This window comes from Haloarchaeobius lipolyticus, from assembly GCF_051208015.1.
Taxonomy (GTDB): Archaea; Halobacteriota; Halobacteria; order Halobacteriales; family Natrialbaceae; genus Haloarchaeobius.
Window position 1 is genome coordinate 588,620 of the sequence record NZ_JBPKGF010000002.1, and the last position, 16,783, is coordinate 605,402.

The following is a 16,783-nucleotide window of genomic DNA, read 5'->3' on the forward strand; positions in this document are numbered from 1 at the left end:
GAAAGGGACTGCTCACGTACCCAGGGTCGGCGGGCACGACCGAGGCCGGTTCCGCTACACCCTTCGAACGACATTCATCTGGACGTCTGTTGGATAGAAGACTCTCTGTCTTCGATAGAGGTTGTCGGCAGGGCAAATCCTTTCGATTTAAGTCGGTAGCCCTACACTCTGGGTCGTACGTGAGTGACAAACACATGGCAGACCAGACCGTCTCCATCTCGCAGGTACTCGACCGCATCCCGGTCGGCGCGTTCCACCGCCGACTGCTCGCCATCTGTGGCAGCGCCTGGGCCTTCGACGGGATGGAGGTCATCATCATCAGCTTCACCCTCCCCATCCTCGTCGGGGCGTGGGGGCTGTCCGGGCTCTCAGCCGGGCTGCTCGGCGCCGCGAGCCTCATGGGGATGATCGTCGGGAACTGGGGCTGGGGCTGGTACGCCGACCAGTACGGCCGAATCGGCGCCTTCCAGTGGACCGTGCTGACGTACTCCGTCTTCGCCGGACTGACCGCCCTCGCGGTCGGCTTCTACTCCGGGTTCGCACTGCGATTCCTGACCGGAATCGGCCTCGGTGGCGCCCTCGCGGTCGACACTTCCTACCTCTCCGAACACCTCCCGACCGACCGTCGAGGTCGGTACCTCGTCTACCTCGACGCCTTCTGGCCCATCGGGAACCTGCTGGCTGTCCTGCTGGCGTGGCTGTTCCTCTCCGTCCTGACCACCGACGGGACCATCGGCGTGCCCGTCTTCGGCGAGGTCGCCGGCTGGCGACTCCTGTTCGTCGCCTCGGCGTTCCCGGCCCTGCTCGTCTTCGTCATCCGGTCGCAGCTCCGTGAGACGCCGTACTTCCTCGCCCGAAGTGGCGACATCGACGGCGCGAACGAACGCATCCGCGCCATCGCCGAGGAGAACGGGAGCGAGTACACGCCCATCGAGGCCGACGCGGTCGAGGAGCGGCCGCCTGCGTCGTTCTCTCGCCTGTTCGAGGCGGACATCCGCCGCCAGACGTTGATGATCGCGACCGCCTGGTTCGCCATCAACTTCGGCTACTACGGCGTCTTCATCTGGCTGCCGAAGACGGTCGGAGCCGCCGGCGTCGTCGAAGCCATCACCATCGGCGGCGTCACCCTTGCGGGCATCTACGTCTACTTCGTGCTCATCGCGCTCGTCCAGATCCCGGGCTACCTGAGCGCGGCCTACCTCGTCGAGGTCGTCGGCAGACGGGCGACGCTCGGGACCTACCTCGTGCTCTCGGGTGTGTTCACGTTCGTCTTCGCCGCGGCGATGCCGGACGTCGACCTGTTCGGCCTCGGAATATCGGGCTTCTGGCCCTTCTTCGGCGGCCTGCTCGCGTCGAGCTTCTTTACGCTGGGCGCCTGGGGTGCGATATACGCCTACACACCAGAGCTGTTCCCGACGGAGGCTCGAGCGACCGGCGCCGGATTCGCCGGCGGCGTCGGAAAGATAGCTGCCGTCATCGGACCCATCCTGGCAGGAGTCCTGGTCGAGACCGGCTATCTGGTCGCACTCGCCCCGCTCGCGGTCGCCTTCGTCGTCGGTGGGCTCGTCGTCCTCGCCTTCGGGGCCGAGACGATGGGCGAACCCCTGTTCTGATCCGGCGACGGGCCGGACAGTCCGGACCACCGCGCTATCTCCAGGCTGCGAGCCAGAGAAGACGCACGGAAGACGTTCAGCTGACCTGCCGCATCGCCTCGAACACACGCTCTCTGTCTCGCTCCTCGTTCGGGTCCACGCGAACCTCTGTCGCGAGCGTCGCCGCCGGAGCCTGCCGCTGGACCGCTTCGTCGACCTCTTCCACGGGGTACATCCCCCCGGCCATCGCGTAGGCCCCGTCCGTCGGCCAGAGTGCCATCCACAGTTCGGACTCGAGCGCGAGTTCGTCCACCTGCTCGTCGGCAGCCTGCGCAGGGTTCTCGACGTGCGTCAGGTGCTCGAATTCCGCCGGGTTCTCGACGACCTCGCTGGAGAGCGGAAAGGCAGCCTCGTAGCCGAACACGGTCGCCGTTTCCGTCCCTGGCCGGTCGAACTCGCGCGACTCGACCAGCGAGAGGTCGGTCAGGCCGTCCTCTGCGAGACTCTCCTCGAACTCACGCTTCGCGTGCGACCGGGCGACGCCGAACACCGACGCGGGGTCGACGCCGAACGTCGACAGCGACGGCCGGAACTCGAGGTTCGTCGCGAAGAAGGAACGGCCGCCGACTTCGACGGCAGGAGCGGCTATCTCCTCGAACGCGGCCGCAGACGCCGTGTCCTCGTAGATAGCGTTGTGCGCTCTGATGGAGAAGAACGGAAGCGTGAGGGCTCGCTCCACACCCGTCTCGACCAGTTCCCAGCCGTACTCGGTACAGAGTTCGTCGGGGAGCCGGAGCGTGGACATCGGTCCTGACTACTCGTCGAAGCGACTTCGAGATGGCGGTGCCGGAACTGACTGAGACGACGGTTTCACCCTCGGCCGAGAACCCCAGAGAGACGTTTCACCTTCCGGTTCAGCGAGATGGCGGTGACGTTCGGCCCGCCTAGTAGACCCGAGCAAATCGGTAGAGAGCACCGCTCTGTAGAAGGTTAAAACGGATTTTCAGCTTGCGAAACCAGTATAGGTACCCGCACAGAATGACGAACTACGATGTCACGGCTCCTCCCGTTCCGTGCGGACGACAGCCCCTCGCCCGGCGAACAGACACCCCGGGTCGTCGATCTGGAAGGCGACGACGCCGACAAGGTGTTCAGCGCCCTCTCGTCCGACACCGCTCGACAGATATACACCTGCCTGAACGAGGAGCCACGAACACCCTCCGACGTCGCCGAGGCGATCGATTCCTCCATCCAGAACGTCCGCTACCACCTGGAGAAACTTGAGGACGCGGGCCTCATCGAGGTCGTCGACGTCTGGTACTCCTCGCGCGGCAACGAGATGAACGTCTACGCTCCCGCATCGGGACCGCTCATCGTCTCCGGCGACGAACAGCAGTCCTCGCGCATCCGCGGTGCTCTCTCGCGGCTCGTCGGCGGTATCGGCGCGCTAGCCGCCGGCAGTCTGTTCGTCCAGTACGCGTTACCACGGCTGCTCGGTGGACCGACCGCGGTCAGCTCCGGCGGCGACCCTGGCGGCGAAGGCGGCAGCGGCGACGGTGGCAGCGGCGGCGGTGACGTCGGCATCTCCGCGCAGGACAACGGTGCGTCCGGTCGTGCCACGACCACCCAGGCGACCGGAACCGACGGCGGTGGCACCGTCGTCGAACAGGGTACTACTCAGCCGGCCACCACGGGGACGTCGGACGCGGTCGCCACCTCGACGCGGACCGAGGCGGCCACCCAGACGGCGACCGCACCGCCGACCGAGGCCGCGACGAAGGCAGCGGAGGCGACCCAGACGGCGGTTACGGACGGCGGTCAGACGACCACGCACGCCGCCGACACAGTGGCAAGCGGGGCAGACGCCGCGTTCGCGTCGATTCCACCCGGTGCGCTGTTCTTCGCCGGTGGCCTCTGCGTGCTGGTGGTCGTCGTCGGAATCTGGTACTACCGCGGCGAGCTCTGACCTTCGGTACTGGGCACTTCCTGCGATACCATCCGGTCCCTCCGACGATAACAACAGGTATCCGCAACGAACGCGTAGTCAGTAATGCGGTCCATGAGCACATTCATGGCTTCATCCACATTCGCCCCCGCCACGGGGCAGATCATCAATGGACGATACATCCAAATACCTGATTCACGCGACGATATCGGCAGACGGGGTGGTCGAACGCAGTGACGTCGTCGGTGCGATCTTCGGCCAGACAGAGGGATTGCTGGGCGACGAGCTCGACCTCCGCGACCTCCAGCAGTCCTCGAAAGTCGGCCGTATCGACGTCGAAGTGCAGTCCGAGAGCGGCCGCTCTCACGGCGAGGTCACCATCGCGACCAGCCTCGACAAGGTGGCGACCGCCACCCTCGGTGCCGCACTCGAGACGATAACGCGGGTCGGCCCCTGTACGGCCCGACTGGAGGTCACCAACATCGAGGACGTCCGCGCCGCGAAGCGCCGCGAGGTCGTCGACCGGGCCAAGGAGCTGCTGGCGACCTCGTTCGACGACTCCATCATGTCCTCGGAGGAGATCCTGCGCGAGGTGCGCGAGCACGTCCGCGTCGAGGACATCACGGAGTACGAGGGGCTGCCGGCGGGTCCGCACGTCGTCGAGTCCGACGCCGTCGTCATCGTCGAGGGACGGGCCGACGTGCTCCAGCTGCTCAAGTACGGTATCAAGAACGCCATCGCCGTCGAGGGGACGAACGTCCCACAGGCCGTGGTCGACCTCACGCAGGAGAAGACCGTGACGGCGTTCCTCGACGGCGACCGCGGCGGCGACCTCATCCTCAAGGAGCTGTCGCAGGTCGCTGAGGTCGATTACGTGGCGTTCGCGCCGTCGGGCAAGTCCGTCGAGGACCTGCTCCACGCGGAGGTGTTCGAAGCGCTTCGCGAGAAGGTCCCCTTCGAGGTCGTCGCCGAATCGAACGCACCGCACGAGTCCATCGCCGCGACCGATGGAAGTGCGGTGCCGGCACCCGAAGGCGCAGGCGGTGTCTCGGGGGCGGATACGACCGATGAACCAGCGACGACGCAGTCGCCGGTAACCTCTGCCGAGACAGAGGCAGCCTCCGCCGTCGAGACTCCCGACAGGGACACGGACTCCACCGCCGGTTCGTCCGCCGGTTCGACTGCTGACGAGGGCACCGATTCGACTGCTGAGGAGGCCACCGGTTCGACTGTCGAGGCGACCGCAGATTCCACGGCCGACGCGACCACGGAATCCGCATCCGAGACGGGTGACCACGCGGTCGCGCAGGTCGTCGAATCGGAACCGGCGCAGCCCGGAGAGACCGACACCGAGACGGCCGAATCCGACCGTCCCGTCGACACGCTTCGCGGCCACGTCGCCGCCGTCGTCGGCGAGGAGACCGGCGACGTCCGACTGCTCGACGAGGAGTTCGACGTCATCGCAGAGGGCGGCGTCGACGAGGCGTTCGACCTCGTCCGGGAGACGGAGACGGTCCCGTACGCCGTCGTCATCGACGGCGAACTCTCCCAGCGGGTGCTCGACGTCTCGGCCCAGCGCGGCGTCGACCACGTCGTCGCACGGTCGTTCGGCGAGTTCGTCAAGCGGCCGACGAGCGTCCGCATCCGGACGGCGTCCCAGCTGCTCGACGTGGAGTAGCGAGCGGGACAGCCTTTTCTCTACTCAGAGCGGGCGGCGAAGACGGTACGCGTCGCCCCCACCCTCGTAAAAGCCGGGGAGCGTCGCGTCTCGTTCGAATCCCAGCGACTCGTAGAGCCGCTGTGCGGCCTCGTTCTCGGTCGCGACGGTGAGCGTCACTGCCGGACAGCCCTCGCGACGGAGCCGCGCCAACACCGACGCGAGCAACAGCCGTCCGCGACCCTCTCGGCGGTGGTCCGGTTCGACGACGAGTTCGGTCACCGTCGCCGGCTCTCCAGGGAAGGCGTGGACGTAGCCGACCGGAATCGACGTGCTGGCCGCGGTCGGCACCCGGGCGTCCGGTTCCGTGGTCGGCCTCTCCTGTGCACCCGACTCCGCCGTCGAACTCGCCAGTTCAGCCGGCTCCGTCGTCGAGACGAGAGTCACGCCGTGCGGCAGGGCGTCGAACAGGTCGGTCGCGGGCTCGGTGAGGCAATGCTGGAGCGCACGGATGGTCGGGAGGTCGGCAGCCGTCGCCTCGCGAATCACGGGAGGGTCACGCCGCCGGCGGCGACGAACAGTACGACGGCGACGAGCGCTCCAGAGAGCGTCGCGAGGAAGTTGACGCCCTGGTTGCCCAGGTACCGTCCTTCCAGCGTCGCACCGAGCAGGCTGTCGACGGTCATTCCGGCGAAGCCGGCAGCGAGGACGATGCTCGCTCCGACCGTCGTCACGGTGGCCGTGGCGCCGGTGGCCGCGAACGCGGCGTAGGCGACCGCCGCGACGAGTCCTGCGCCCACGATACCCGCGAGTTCACCCTGCCACGTGACGGCACCGTCGGTGCCCGGGTCGACACGCTGGAGCGTCGTCACGAGTCGCGGCTCGTCGTAGACGCAGCCGATCTCGCTCGAGAGCGTGTCGCTGAGCGCCGTCGCCAGGGAACCGACGAACGCGAAGAGGAACAGGGGCTGGGCGACCGGGAGCAGGTCGACGCCAGCGGCGGCATAGCCAAGCACGGCGAACAGCGCGACGGCGGCGTTCCCGAGGACGTTCCCGGTGCCACGGGCGCCGTCGTTCTCCTCGGCGACGCCGCGGTCGGCCTTGACGTCGTACTTGAACTTGGTCGCGAGTGCGCCGACGCCGAAGAAGGTGATGAGCACTGCGAACCAGGCGATACCGCCGAGGACGATGGTCAGAACCGAGAGCAGGATACCGGTGAGCATGCCCTCGACCGAGGCGGTCTGGAGGGCGTACGAGATGTACCCGAGTGCGAGTGTGACGAGGATGGCGGCCGCGACGTCCTGCTGGTGGACCTGTGGGGCGAGCTCCGAGAGGAGCCAGCTCACGAGGCCGACCGAGAACAGCACGAGCGAGTCGTCGCGTTCGTAGAGCGCGGCTCGAAGCAACGCTCCGAGGAAGGCACCGCTCGCGGCGAGGAAAGCGAGCTTCGCGAGCAGCACAGGTTCGTCCATCAGCACCTTCGTCGCGGCCTGGCCGGCGATACCGGCGAGCACACCGCCGACGACGAACCCGGTGCTGACGGCGAACGGTTCGGGCCGGTATCGCTTGACGAGTTCCGCAGTGAGGTTGCCGTAGACGAGCAACAGGACGGTTCCCACGAAGATGGAGACGGGGAGTTCGGCCGTCTCGCCGGTCGTCAGACTGGACGCGACGGTGAGGAGACCGAGACCGGCCGTCGCGAGGATGAACCCGATGAGACCGTAGAGGCGGTTCTCCTCGCGGTCGCCCGGACGAGCGAACAGCTCGAACACCGGCCCGTCGGTCACGTAGGCCGCGCCAGCCAGCGCTGCCAGTACCAACGGCGCGGCAGCGGCCGGGCCGAACGCGGGCACCACCAGTACGAGCGTCCCAACGGCCGCGAAGGCACCTGCTCGTCGGACTGCGGTAGTCACGCGACTGCCCCTTTTCTCGGCGGTTACTTACCGTTTCCGAACCGGAAGGTCCGCCGCGAGACGATAGGTTCAGGGGCCGCGGCGGGCAACCGACTGGCGTGGGACTGTACGACCGCTACCTCGCCACACGCATCCGGATGGACGATACGTCCCTGCCCGCCCACGTCGCGCTCGTCATCACGGAGCGGGACCTGCTGGAGCAGGGCGCCTACGACACGCTCTCTCGGTTCTTCACCTGGGCGTTCGAGTTCGGTGCCGAACACGTCACCGTCTACGTGAGCGTCCTCGATGCGGCAGCGGCAGCGACGCTCGCCCGGCAGTTCGACGACCTCGAGGCCCCCTACTCCATCGCGGTCCGTGAGCCGGGCGACGCCGAGCGGGCGGACTCCCCCATCCAGGTCAGCATCGGTCTCGGCGGGAAACACGAGTTCACCGCCGCGGTTCGCGGCGTGGCCGAGGAGGTGGCCGCCGGCGAGCTCTCCCCCGACGATATCGACGAGGCGAACGTCGAGGAGCGACTCGTGTTCCCCGCGGAGCCGGACCTCGTCATCAAGACCGGTGCCGAGCGGCTCTCGGACTTCATGATCTGGCAGTCGGTCTACTCGGAACTGTACTTCACCGACGTCAACTGGCGCGACTTCCGCCGCCGGGACTTCCTGCGGGCCGTCCGTGAGTACCAGAACAGGAACAGGCGGTTCGGTCGATAGAGGCCTTCTCCGTGGGTAATTCGAGGGGCGAACAGCGAAGGCCGCAGGGAACGGGCGCGGAAGGCCGTAAGGGACGGACGAGGATGCCGTAAGGGACAGACGAGGATGCCGTGAGGGACAGACGAGGATGCCGTGAGGGACAGACGAGGATGCCGTAAGGGACAGACGAGGATGCCGTGAGGGTCGGACGGCGAGAACGTCCACTCAGCTGGCGAGAACGTCCACTCGGCTGGTGGAAACGTCTGCTCAGCTGGCGACCCGGTAGCCCGCACTGGTGAGTGCGTCGGCCACGCGTTCGTCCAGCCGGGTCCGGAGCTCGGGAGACAGGTTCTCGACGGCGAGGTCGTGTCGCCACAGCTCGACGTCCGTGCTGTTCGACGGTTCGATGAAGTGGTAACGAAGACCGTACCGTTCGCCGTTGTCACCGTACGCGAGGACCATCACGTAGGGCTCGCCGACGAACGTGTGTTCGCTGTGTTCGACCTCCTCGAGCCCCCAGTGGCCGAACTGGTGAACGGTCACGCGCTCGAAGTCTTCGAGGGTGGTCGCGATGCTCTGGACCACGAGCTTTCGCTCGAACTCGTCTCTGGGCCACTCGCGGACCTCGGTCTCGCCGTCGTCGTCTCGCTCGGCGACGACGCGGTCCGGCGTCACCTCCGTCACGGTCCACTTCTTGATGAGGGGTGACTCGACGTCTCGGTCGGCGTCTTTCACGATGTCGCCGACGGCCACACGATAGAAGACGGGGCGCGTCGGCCGCCACTCGAGATGGACTTCGTCCGGCTCTTGCCAGACCCGTGTCTCTTGCCCCTGGATGGTTCGTACCTCCACTGGAGCGTCTCCGTCGGATATAGGGGATGCCATATGCCATCAGAGGGCATGAGATGGGTTAACGCTCTCGTACTCCTGCTGAGGATAACGAGTCGTTCGGTATTTCGTGCCGACAGACGGTGGAAGAACGGATTCCAGCCGTCATCGGCGCGAAGAGGGCACCAGAACGCTCAATCAGCTAGCTTCGGCTCCTCGGCGACCCGATTCGCCTCGTCCCGCTCCTCACCCGACAGGGAATCACGGAAGCGGTCGACGACGGACCGGGCTTCCTCGAGCTCGGCCGTTCCAAACGCCCTGACGAGTGCGAGCGCCCGCCGGGCCCTGGTCCGCCGCCACGACTGCTCGCGGTTCTCGTAGGTCCGAATCGCTCTGAGGAAGTCGACCTTCGAGAACTCGGGCCAGTACGGCGCACAGAAGAAGACAGCCGCCTCGTTTCCGTTCGCGTGCCACGGCAGGAAGTTCGAGGTCCGTTCGTCGCCGCCGGTCCGGATGATGAGGTCGACGTCACGGACCGGCTGGCCGTAGAGCCGTTCCTCGATGGTCGAGACGTCGATGTCCTCGGGCGTGATGTCGCCCGCGTCGACCGCCTCGGCGACCGTCCTCGCGGCGGCCAACAGTTCGTTTCGCCCGCCGTACGCCAGTGCGATGTTGAGGACGAACTCGTCGTACGACTCGGTCCGTGACTCGGCGTAGTCGACGGCCGCCCGGACGCGCTCGGGCAGTCGGTCGATGTCGCCGAGTGCCCGGATGCTGACCTCGTTCTCGTGGACCCGCTCGTTGTCGGCGAACTCGCGGAGTTTGGTCGCGAGCAGGTCGAACAGCGGTTCGAGCTCTTCTCGCGGACGGTCGAAGTTCTCGGTGGAGAACGCATAGAGCGTCAGCTCCTCGATTCCGAGTTCCTGACACCAGGTGAGGACCTGTTCGGTGGTTTCGGCCCCGGCACGGTGGCCGTCGGGAGCGTCGCTCCCCTGCTTCCGGGCGTACCGGCGGTTGCCGTCCTGTATGACGGCGACGTGGGTCGGCGAGCCCGAGATCTCGCGACGGAGCAGCCGCTCGTACCCCTGCTGCCACTGTCTGCGGAGCCACGAACGCATCTGTTCGAGGTAACAGCCGACGCGATAATGGGTCTTTTGTTGTCGTATCTCCGTTTCGACCGCCCATGTGTAGTGTTCACACGTACCTTTTTAACAGATGGCTCCCTGCTAATACGTGCAATGGCGAAAGGTAAGGTCGATTTCTTCAAGGAATCGGGTGGCTACGGTTTCATCGCGACGGAGGATTCGGACGAGGACGTGTTCTTCCACATGGAAGACGTCGGCGGCCCCGACCTCGAGGAGGGCCAGGAGGTGGAGTTCGACATCGAGGATACCGACGAAGGACCACGCGCGACGAACCTCAAGCGGCTCTAGGCGAGCCATATCACGACGGAAGCAACGCCGGGGCGGGGCGGTGGCGGCGTCGGAACGACGGCGGCTGACGTCCGACCCGTGAACCAGACTACGGTACTTTCTAGACGAAGTCCACTCGAAGCGTCACGACCGGTCGGCACGGACCGTGAGTGCTTTGAGTCATCACGGTAGAGAGTGGTCTATGGCCGACGCGATCGACGACGACCTGAGGCGGCGTACGGAAGCCCTCCTCGAGCCCGGCGAGGTCCAGTTGAACGGTGCCATCGTGCATACAGAGTACTCCGGTCAGGAGGACGTCCAGATGATGCAGGCGACGCTCGACGTCGGCGACGTCATCGCGGAGCAGGCCGGACACGAACCGACCGACGTCTACGTCTACTCCGGTAACGACGACCCCAACTTCTCCTCGAACCAGCACCAGGGACTCACGCTGGACGGGGAGGAGTTCGTCTGGGAATGCCAGCAACTCCTCCGCAACGGTTCGTTCGACATCGTCATCTACTACGAGGCGAGCGCCGACCACGAGGCCATCCTCGCCGGAATCGAGGACCTGGGCTACGACGTGACCGGCGTCGAAGGCCGGTAACCGCACGGATTCTCACCGCTCGGCGCAGGCCGAGTCTCTTATCACGTCCCGCCCCCGAGCCCCGGGCATGACACGGGCGGTCGACTACGACATGGACAGCACAGACCGGGCCATCGTCAACGCCTTCCAGGGGGGATTCCCGGTCGTGCGCCGGCCGTTCGACTGCGCCGCGTCGGCGCTCCGCGACCGCGGCGTCGACGTAGACGAGACGGCGCTCGTCGAGCGGGTCCGACGACTGGACGAGGAGGGGGTCCTGACGCGATTCGGACCACTCGTCAACGCACAGGAGATCGGCGGGACGGCGACCCTCGTCGCCATGCACGCCCCGGCTGCGCGCTTCGACGAGATAGCCGAGCAGGTCAACTCCCACCGCGAAGTCGCACACAACTACGAGCGCGAGCATCCGCACCTCAACATGTGGTTCGTCGTGAGCGTCGCCGACGCCGACCGCGTCGACGAGGTGCTCGCCGAGATAGAGGAAGAGACCGGCCAGCAGACGTACAACCTGCCGAAACAGCAGGAGTTCCGCGTCGAGGCCAAGTTCTACGTCGACGCTCCCATCGACGGTGGCGAGGTCGACCTCACCGGTCTCGGCCCGAACGAGGACCCATCGGGCCGGACCCACCTCACCCCCCAGGAGCGCGACCTCGTGCTCGAGATTCAGGACGGGTTCCCCATCACGGCGACACCGTACGCCGACGTGGCAGAGGCCATCGGTGCCGACGTGGACTGGGTCTGTTCGACCATCCGCCGGTTCGAGGTCGAGGGGAAGATACGCCGTATCGGGGTCATCCCCAACCACTACGCGCTGGGCTACACCGAGAACGGGATGACCGTCTGGAACGTTCCGGACGAACTCGTCGACGAGGTCGGCCCGGAGATCGCGAGCCTGGAGTTCGTCACCCACTGCTACCAGCGTCCGCGCCACGACGGCGTCTGGCCGTACAACTTCTTCGCGATGACCCACGGCCGGACCGAGGAGGAGAGCCAGGACCGAATCGAACAGGTGCGCGAGAAGATGGGCGAGTTCTGGGACGTGGGTGACGACGACTGGGACTCGCTGTTCTCGACGCGCATCCTGAAGAAGACGGGCATCCGGATGGCCGAACGAGCCGAGGCGAACACGGAAGCGGACGAGGCGGACGGCGACTCTGCCTCCGAGAGCGATGAGGAGACCGAGACCGACGACGAACCTGTCTCCGACGAGAGCGCCGCGACCCCGACCGACGCCGAGTGACGACAACTCGGACCGACGCCGAGTGCCTGCGACACAGCGCACGCGTCGAGACGGTCCCTGCCGGAGACTTTTTCCCGGACCATCCCGTCCGACCGGCAACCAGTGTTCCCCCACCGGAACGAGGAACTGACGCCATGATTCCACTCCTCCACGACTTCGACGGCGAGACGGTCCTGATCGTCGGCGGCGGCCGCGTCGGCGCACGGAAAGCCCGCCGCTTCGTCCGCGAGGCTCGCGTCGTCGTCGTGAGCCCCGAGTTCGCGGACGCGGACTTCGGCGGGGCGGAGAGGGTACGCGCGACCATCGGCAGGGACGACGTCGACGAGTGGTTCGACCGACTCGACCCGGCGCTCGTCGTCGCTGCGACGAACGACGCGGGCCTCAACGCCGCCATCGAGGCCGCGGCTCGCGACCGGTGCGTGCTCGTCAACCGGACCGACACCCACGGTGGCCGCGACCGGGGAAGCGTCGTCGTGCCGGCGACGGTCCGCGACGACCCAGTCGTCGTCTCCATCTCGACCGGCGGTGCCTCCCCCGCGCTGTCGAAGCACCTGCGCGAACGACTGGAGGACGAACTGGCCGGGGCAGGGGCGATGGCGGAGCTGACCGGCTACCTCCGTGAGGAGCTGCAGTCGCGAGACGTGTCGCCGGCAGAGCGGCGCGACCTCGTCCGCGAGGTGGTTCGGTCGGATGACGTTTGGACAGTTTTACGTACAGGTAACACTAATCCCCGCCAGATAGCGCGAGAGCTGCTTCGCTCGCGTACACCACACGACGAATGATGGTAGGGAAAGGCGTCATCTCCGGCGTTCGGGTCACGCACGACACGGCCAGTGTCGACGACATCGCGGCCGTGAGCGACGACTCCCAGCGAGCCGTCGTCGCCGACCTGTGCGCCCGCCCCGGCGTCCGCGAGGCGTTCTGCCTCCAGACCTGCAACCGGGCCGAAGCGTACGTCGTGACCGCGGACGAAGCGACCGGGCGAGCCGCCCTCTCGGAGTACGCCGCGACCGTCGACGACGACGTCGTCGTCGAGACGGGCCACGAAGAGAGCCTCCGTCACCTCCTCCGGGTCGCGGCCGGCCTCGAGTCGCTCGTCCTCGGCGAGGACCAGATACTCGGTCAGGTCCGAACCGCCTACGAGGATTCGCGTGCCGAGGACGCTATCGGCCGGACGCTCGACGACGCCATCCTGAAGGCGATTCACGTCGGCGAACGGGTCCGGACCGAGACTGACATCAACGAGGGCGTCGTCTCGCTCGGCTCAGCGGCCGCCGAACTCATCGCACACGAACGCGACCTCACCGACTCGACCGCACTCGTCGTCGGTGCGGGCGAGATGGGGACGCTCTCCGCACGAGCGCTCGCCGACCGCGACGTTGCCGGACTCGTCATCGCCAACCGGACCCTTCCGCACGCCGAACATCTCGCCGACGAGGTGTCGGTCGATGCGGAGGCCGTCTCGCTCGCCGCCCTCTCGACCGTGGTCGAACGGGTAGACGTGGTCGTCACCGCGACCGGGAGCGACGACACGGTCCTCGAACGATCGGACCTCGACGACGGTCGCGACCGCATCGTCATCGATCTGGCACAGCCACGTGACGTTCCTGCCGCGGTCAGGTCACTCGACACCATCACCGTCTACGACCTCGACACGCTCGAGGACGTGACCGCGGAGACGCGCGAGCAGCGGAAGGAGGCCGCCGCCGAGGTCGAGATCCTCATCGAGGAGGAGTTCGACAACCTGCTCGACCAGTACAAGCGAAAGCGGGCGGACGAGGTCATCGCCTCGATGTACGAGTCGGCGGACCGCGTCAAATCGCGCGAACTGGAGACCGCACTCGCGAAGCTCGACCTCGACGAGGACGAGCGCGAGGTCGTCGAATCGATGGCGGACGCCCTCGTCGGCCAGCTGCTCGCGGCACCGACGAAGAGTCTGCGAGACGCCGCCGCGGAGGACGACTGGACGACCATCAACACCGCACTGGAGCTGTTCGACCCCGAGTTCGGCCCCGACGACGTGCCGCCGTTCGCGGCGCTCGCCGAGGACGAAGTGCCCCCGGACGTCTCGGTCGGAGCCCTCAGCGACGACGACTGATTCTGGAGCGGCCGTAGCTACCGAGACCGAGCCCCACCAGCGCAGCCAGCAGTCCGAACCCCGGCGAGCCGCCGGTGTCCGGTCGGGTGGTCCCGGTCGCTTCGTCTTCGGTTCCCGAGTCCGTCCCTCCCGCCCCCGTCTCTTCCGAGTCCCCGCCCGTACTCGCCAGCCGGTACACCGCCCCGGTGGACCCCGACAACGTCGCGCTCTGCGTGAGCCCGACGTAGAGTTCGCCGGCGTGGTCGCGGCCGAACGAGAGCAACAGACCGGGGAGCGTGGTTCCGCCGTCCGCGAGTTCGATGCTCGACATCGGCCACCGACCCTCGTCCCGTGGGTCGGCGACGTAGAGCCGCCCGCCCGAGCCGGCACGCCAGTCACCGAAGACGTAGCGGCCCTGGAGCGACGGGATGCCCTCGCCGTCGTAGACGTAGCCGCCGACCACGGCGATGCCGAGCTCCTCGCCGTCCCGTTCGTGCGGATACTCGACGACGGGGTCGACCAGCGGCGAACCGGACGGCGTCTCGGTCGGGCAGTCGTCCGCTCCGAAACAGTGCGCGCCTTCGCGTACGTTCCAGCCGTAGTTACCGCCCTTCCGGACGAGGCTCACCTCCTCGTACCGGTTCTGGCCGACGTCGGCGACGAGCAGGTCGTCGCCGTGGAAGGACATCCGCCAGGGGTTCCGGAAGCCCCAGGCGAACTGTTCGTCCAGGCCCTCGCGGCCGACGAGCGGGTTGTCGTCGGGGACGGCGTACGGCTTCCCGTCGGCGCTTCGGTCGACGTCGATTCGGAGGATGCTCCCCAGGAGGTTCTCGGTCACGTCCTGTCCGTTCCCGCCGGGAACGGCCTCGTACCAGTCGTCGACGTGACCGGTCCCGCGGTCGTTCGCCCCGCCACCGTCGCCGGTCGCCACGTACAGGAAGCCGTCCGGGCCGAACTGGAGTGCGCCGGCGTTGTGGTTCGACTGGGGCTGTGGAATCTCCAGTATCGTCCGCTCCGTCTCGGGTGAAACCGGGGCGTCGGCCTCCGGGTCGGTGGTGAACTCTGCGAGGACGAAGGTGTGGGAGTAGTTCGACGGCGTTCCGTCCCGTCTGGGCGCGGAGTACCGGACGTACAGCCGGCCGTTGTCCGCGTACCCGGGGTGGAAGGCGAGTCCGAGCAAGCCGCGCTCCTCGTAGCCCGACAGAGAGACCAGCCGGTCGCGGACGTCGAGGAACGGACGGGTCTCGTCGCCGTCGACCACCGCGACGGTTCCGGTCTGGTCGACCACGTAGGGGCGGTCGTCGCCCGGCGCGAACTCGACGCCGAGGGGCGCGGTGAAGCCGTCCGCGACGGGCTCGAGAGTGACGGTCGCACCGGTCCGGAGCCGAGACGCTTCGCCGAGACGGGACGACGCACCGACACAGCCCGCGGCCATGCCGATTCCCGCGGCACCCGCGATGCCCGAGAGGAACCGCCGGCGGCTCTGGTGAGGTCGCATCGGGTGAACGTAGGGAGCCGACCGCCATAGGTCGTTCCCGGCCGTTTCATGGCGGTTCCCTACAGCAGGTCCCTTCCCTACAGCAGCTCCCGCTCGACGAACCGCGTCGCCGCGCGGAGGGTCGCCTCGCTCAGGGTCCAGGTGTGTACCCACCGCCGCGGCCGGAAGTCGAGCCCGTCGTGTCGCCAGAACGAACCGTGGTCGTAGCAGCCGGAGCCGTGCCAGCGCGTCTCTCCGCCGACCAGGGACGTGTCCGCGTACGCGGTCGCGAGCGGAGTGACGAGTGCCGTCCCGGGTTCGAGCATCGCCACCGTCCCGAGGTCGTGCTCGCACCGCGACCCGTTGACGGCCGCGGCGTCGTCTCCGGTCAGAACCGTGTGGAGCCACTCGTGCACTGCGATGTTGTCCGTGACGTGGTCGCCGTCCCACGTCCGGGTCGCCCCGACGTTCGCGAGGGTGATGGCGCCACCGGCTGCCACGTCGCCGTTCGCGCCGCCGTAGCCGAGTCCCCGGTTGTACGGCTCGTTCGCCAGGTAGAGGTGGCAGGCGCCGTCGACGTAGGCGTCGCGCTCGCGGAGCCAGGTCTCCACTGCGGGGAACAGGGCGTCGAACGACCCGGTCGGGACTGCCTCTGGCGGGATGGGCTCGCCCGTCTCGACGACCGGGTGGACCGCAGCGTCGAGTTCGCGGCTGGCGCGGACGGCGACCTGCTCGACACCTGTCCGGACCGCCTGCCGGACCCGCTGGATGCGTAGCGACCAGCCCAGCCGAGCGTCGGGGTGAACGCGAACCTGGAGCGAGACGGAACCGCGTCCCGAAGCCTCTCGTCGGTCCTGGAAATCCCGACGTCTTGGCGAGCCCGGCCGCTCCGGAGCATCCCACCGTCCCGTGACTCCGAGCGAACCGCCACCGACCGCCGCGAGGAACCCGCGTCGCGAGTAGGGAGACACGTCCCCCGTTTCCCCCGACTGGGCAAAGACGGTTCCGGCGACCAGCAGAACCCGCCGACTGGACGGCCCCCAACGATTATCTGCTCCCCCCGCATCTGTGACGGCATGGCCGACGTGCTGTCAGCCGAAGAGATTCAGGCGCAGATTCCAGACGGGTGGACGCTCGAAGAGGGTGAGATCGTCCGCACGTTCGAGTTCGACGACTACATGAAGGGAGTGAACTTCGCCCAGCTCACCGGGGAGATAGCAGAGGCGCAGAACCACCACCCGACGATGACAATCGGGTACAAGGAGGTCGAGGTGCGCTTCACCACCCACTCCGAGGGTGGTATCACAGAGAAGGACATCTCGATGGCCGAGTTCCTCAACAAGGAAGTCTGA

The 16,783-nt window shown here is 67.3% G+C and carries 17 protein-coding genes; 10 read left to right on the plus strand and 7 right to left on the minus strand.

Translation table 11 applies throughout. The features are described from left to right. Window positions 1–179: 179 nt before the first annotated feature. Window positions 180–1,613, plus strand: a complete 1,434-nt coding sequence (locus tag ACSC1Y_RS06035; RefSeq protein ID WP_435333790.1) for an MFS transporter — start codon at window positions 180–182, stop codon at window positions 1,611–1,613. 76 nt (window positions 1,614–1,689) lie between these two features. Here the strand turns inward: ACSC1Y_RS06035 and ACSC1Y_RS06040 are convergent, their stop codons facing one another. Next, window positions 1,690–2,397 (minus strand): DUF6517 family protein, encoded by a 708-nt coding sequence (locus ACSC1Y_RS06040; protein ID WP_435333791.1) that lies wholly within the window; start codon window positions 2,395–2,397, stop codon window positions 1,690–1,692. 246 nt (window positions 2,398–2,643) lie between these two features. Between ACSC1Y_RS06040 and ACSC1Y_RS06045 the strand changes: the two genes are divergently transcribed. Beyond that, complete coding sequence (locus ACSC1Y_RS06045) at window positions 2,644–3,558, plus strand: ArsR/SmtB family transcription factor (protein ID WP_435333792.1); 915 nt, start codon at window positions 2,644–2,646, stop codon at window positions 3,556–3,558. A 148-nt stretch (window positions 3,559–3,706) separates the two neighbouring features. Further along, window positions 3,707–5,215, plus strand: coding sequence for a DNA primase DnaG (dnaG, locus tag ACSC1Y_RS06050; protein WP_435333793.1), 1,509 nt, complete (start codon window positions 3,707–3,709; stop codon window positions 5,213–5,215). 24 nt (window positions 5,216–5,239) lie between these two features. Here dnaG and ACSC1Y_RS06055 read toward each other — a convergent pair whose 3' ends face one another. Then, entirely contained in the window at window positions 5,240–5,743 is a 504-nt protein-coding gene (locus tag ACSC1Y_RS06055; RefSeq protein ID WP_435333794.1) for a GNAT family N-acetyltransferase, read from the minus strand. Beyond that, the gene (locus ACSC1Y_RS06060) at window positions 5,740–7,107 is read right to left on the minus strand and encodes a DUF92 domain-containing protein (RefSeq protein WP_435333795.1); all 1,368 of its coding nucleotides are present in this window, start codon (window positions 7,105–7,107) and stop codon (window positions 5,740–5,742) included. Before ACSC1Y_RS06060 ends, ACSC1Y_RS06055 begins: the two co-directional genes overlap by 4 nt. A 98-nt stretch (window positions 7,108–7,205) precedes the next feature. On the opposite strand from ACSC1Y_RS06060, the gene ACSC1Y_RS06065 reads away from it, so the two are divergent. Beyond that, window positions 7,206–7,814 carry an undecaprenyl diphosphate synthase family protein gene (locus ACSC1Y_RS06065; RefSeq protein WP_435333796.1) on the plus strand — a complete coding sequence of 203 codons (609 nt, stop codon included), beginning with the start codon at window positions 7,206–7,208 and terminating at the stop codon, window positions 7,812–7,814. Between the two features lie 246 nt (window positions 7,815–8,060). Here ACSC1Y_RS06065 and ACSC1Y_RS06070 read toward each other — a convergent pair whose 3' ends face one another. Both ACSC1Y_RS06070 and uppS read right to left on the minus strand, forming a co-directional pair. Then, entirely contained in the window at window positions 8,061–8,678 is a 618-nt protein-coding gene (locus ACSC1Y_RS06070) for a hypothetical protein (protein ID WP_435333797.1), read from the minus strand. 137 nt (window positions 8,679–8,815) lie between these two features. Continuing rightward, window positions 8,816–9,739 carry a polyprenyl diphosphate synthase gene (uppS, locus tag ACSC1Y_RS06075; protein WP_435333798.1) on the minus strand — a complete coding sequence of 308 codons (924 nt, stop codon included), beginning with the start codon at window positions 9,737–9,739 and terminating at the stop codon, window positions 8,816–8,818. A gap of 120 nt (window positions 9,740–9,859) precedes the next feature. Here uppS and ACSC1Y_RS06080 point away from each other — a divergent pair, with 120 nt between their 5' ends. The 5 genes from ACSC1Y_RS06080 (at window position 9,860) to hemA (ending at window position 13,975) form a co-directional block, all read left to right on the plus strand. Continuing rightward, window positions 9,860–10,054, plus strand: coding sequence for a cold-shock protein (locus tag ACSC1Y_RS06080; RefSeq protein ID WP_435333799.1), 195 nt, complete (start codon window positions 9,860–9,862; stop codon window positions 10,052–10,054). 181 nt (window positions 10,055–10,235) lie between these two features. Continuing rightward, the gene (locus ACSC1Y_RS06085; protein ID WP_435333800.1) at window positions 10,236–10,640 is read left to right on the plus strand and encodes a DUF5778 family protein; all 405 of its coding nucleotides are present in this window, start codon (window positions 10,236–10,238) and stop codon (window positions 10,638–10,640) included. A 67-nt stretch (window positions 10,641–10,707) separates the two neighbouring features. Then, window positions 10,708–11,877, plus strand: a complete 1,170-nt coding sequence (gene ahbB / locus ACSC1Y_RS06090) for a siroheme decarboxylase subunit beta (protein ID WP_435333801.1) — start codon at window positions 10,708–10,710, stop codon at window positions 11,875–11,877. Between the two features lie 134 nt (window positions 11,878–12,011). Next, window positions 12,012–12,659, plus strand: coding sequence for a precorrin-2 dehydrogenase/sirohydrochlorin ferrochelatase family protein (locus ACSC1Y_RS06095; protein ID WP_435333802.1), 648 nt, complete (start codon window positions 12,012–12,014; stop codon window positions 12,657–12,659). Then, window positions 12,659–13,975, plus strand: a complete 1,317-nt coding sequence (gene hemA, locus ACSC1Y_RS06100; RefSeq protein ID WP_435333803.1) for a glutamyl-tRNA reductase — start codon at window positions 12,659–12,661, stop codon at window positions 13,973–13,975. Before ACSC1Y_RS06095 ends, hemA begins: the two co-directional genes overlap by 1 nt. On the opposite strand, the gene ACSC1Y_RS06105 is transcribed toward hemA, so the two are convergent. Together ACSC1Y_RS06105 and ACSC1Y_RS06110 are read right to left on the minus strand one after the other, a co-directional pair. Next, window positions 13,959–15,452, minus strand: a complete 1,494-nt coding sequence (locus ACSC1Y_RS06105; RefSeq protein WP_435333804.1) for a PQQ-dependent sugar dehydrogenase — start codon at window positions 15,450–15,452, stop codon at window positions 13,959–13,961. The two genes, hemA and ACSC1Y_RS06105, sit on opposite strands and share 17 nt — an antisense overlap. Window positions 15,453–15,529: 77 nt before the next feature. After that, complete coding sequence (locus tag ACSC1Y_RS06110) at window positions 15,530–16,402, minus strand: hypothetical protein (RefSeq protein ID WP_435333805.1); 873 nt, start codon at window positions 16,400–16,402, stop codon at window positions 15,530–15,532. A gap of 105 nt (window positions 16,403–16,507) precedes the next feature. Between ACSC1Y_RS06110 and ACSC1Y_RS06115 the strand changes: the two genes are divergently transcribed. Then, window positions 16,508–16,783: a 4a-hydroxytetrahydrobiopterin dehydratase gene (locus ACSC1Y_RS06115; RefSeq protein ID WP_435333806.1), complete on the plus strand. Its 276-nt coding sequence runs from the start codon at window positions 16,508–16,510 to the stop codon at window positions 16,781–16,783.

Coding starts and splice junctions, on each gene's coding strand:
- ACSC1Y_RS06070 (WP_435333797.1), bottom strand. CDS start 8,678: ATGGCATCCCCTATATCCGACGGAGACGCTCCAGTGGAGGTACGAACC.
- ACSC1Y_RS06040 (WP_435333791.1), bottom strand. CDS start 2,397: ATGTCCACGCTCCGGCTCCCCGACGAACTCTGTACCGAGTACGGCTGG.
- ACSC1Y_RS06080 (WP_435333799.1), top strand. CDS start 9,860: ATGGCGAAAGGTAAGGTCGATTTCTTCAAGGAATCGGGTGGCTACGGT.
- hemA (WP_435333803.1), top strand. CDS start 12,659: ATGGTAGGGAAAGGCGTCATCTCCGGCGTTCGGGTCACGCACGACACG.
- ahbB (WP_435333801.1), top strand. CDS start 10,708: ATGACACGGGCGGTCGACTACGACATGGACAGCACAGACCGGGCCATC.
- dnaG (WP_435333793.1), top strand. CDS start 3,707: ATGGACGATACATCCAAATACCTGATTCACGCGACGATATCGGCAGAC.
- ACSC1Y_RS06095 (WP_435333802.1), top strand. CDS start 12,012: ATGATTCCACTCCTCCACGACTTCGACGGCGAGACGGTCCTGATCGTC.
- ACSC1Y_RS06085 (WP_435333800.1), top strand. CDS start 10,236: ATGGCCGACGCGATCGACGACGACCTGAGGCGGCGTACGGAAGCCCTC.
- ACSC1Y_RS06045 (WP_435333792.1), top strand. CDS start 2,644: ATGTCACGGCTCCTCCCGTTCCGTGCGGACGACAGCCCCTCGCCCGGC.
- ACSC1Y_RS06105 (WP_435333804.1), bottom strand. CDS start 15,452: ATGCGACCTCACCAGAGCCGCCGGCGGTTCCTCTCGGGCATCGCGGGT.
- ACSC1Y_RS06115 (WP_435333806.1), top strand. CDS start 16,508: ATGGCCGACGTGCTGTCAGCCGAAGAGATTCAGGCGCAGATTCCAGAC.
- uppS (WP_435333798.1), bottom strand. CDS start 9,739: ATGCGTTCGTGGCTCCGCAGACAGTGGCAGCAGGGGTACGAGCGGCTG.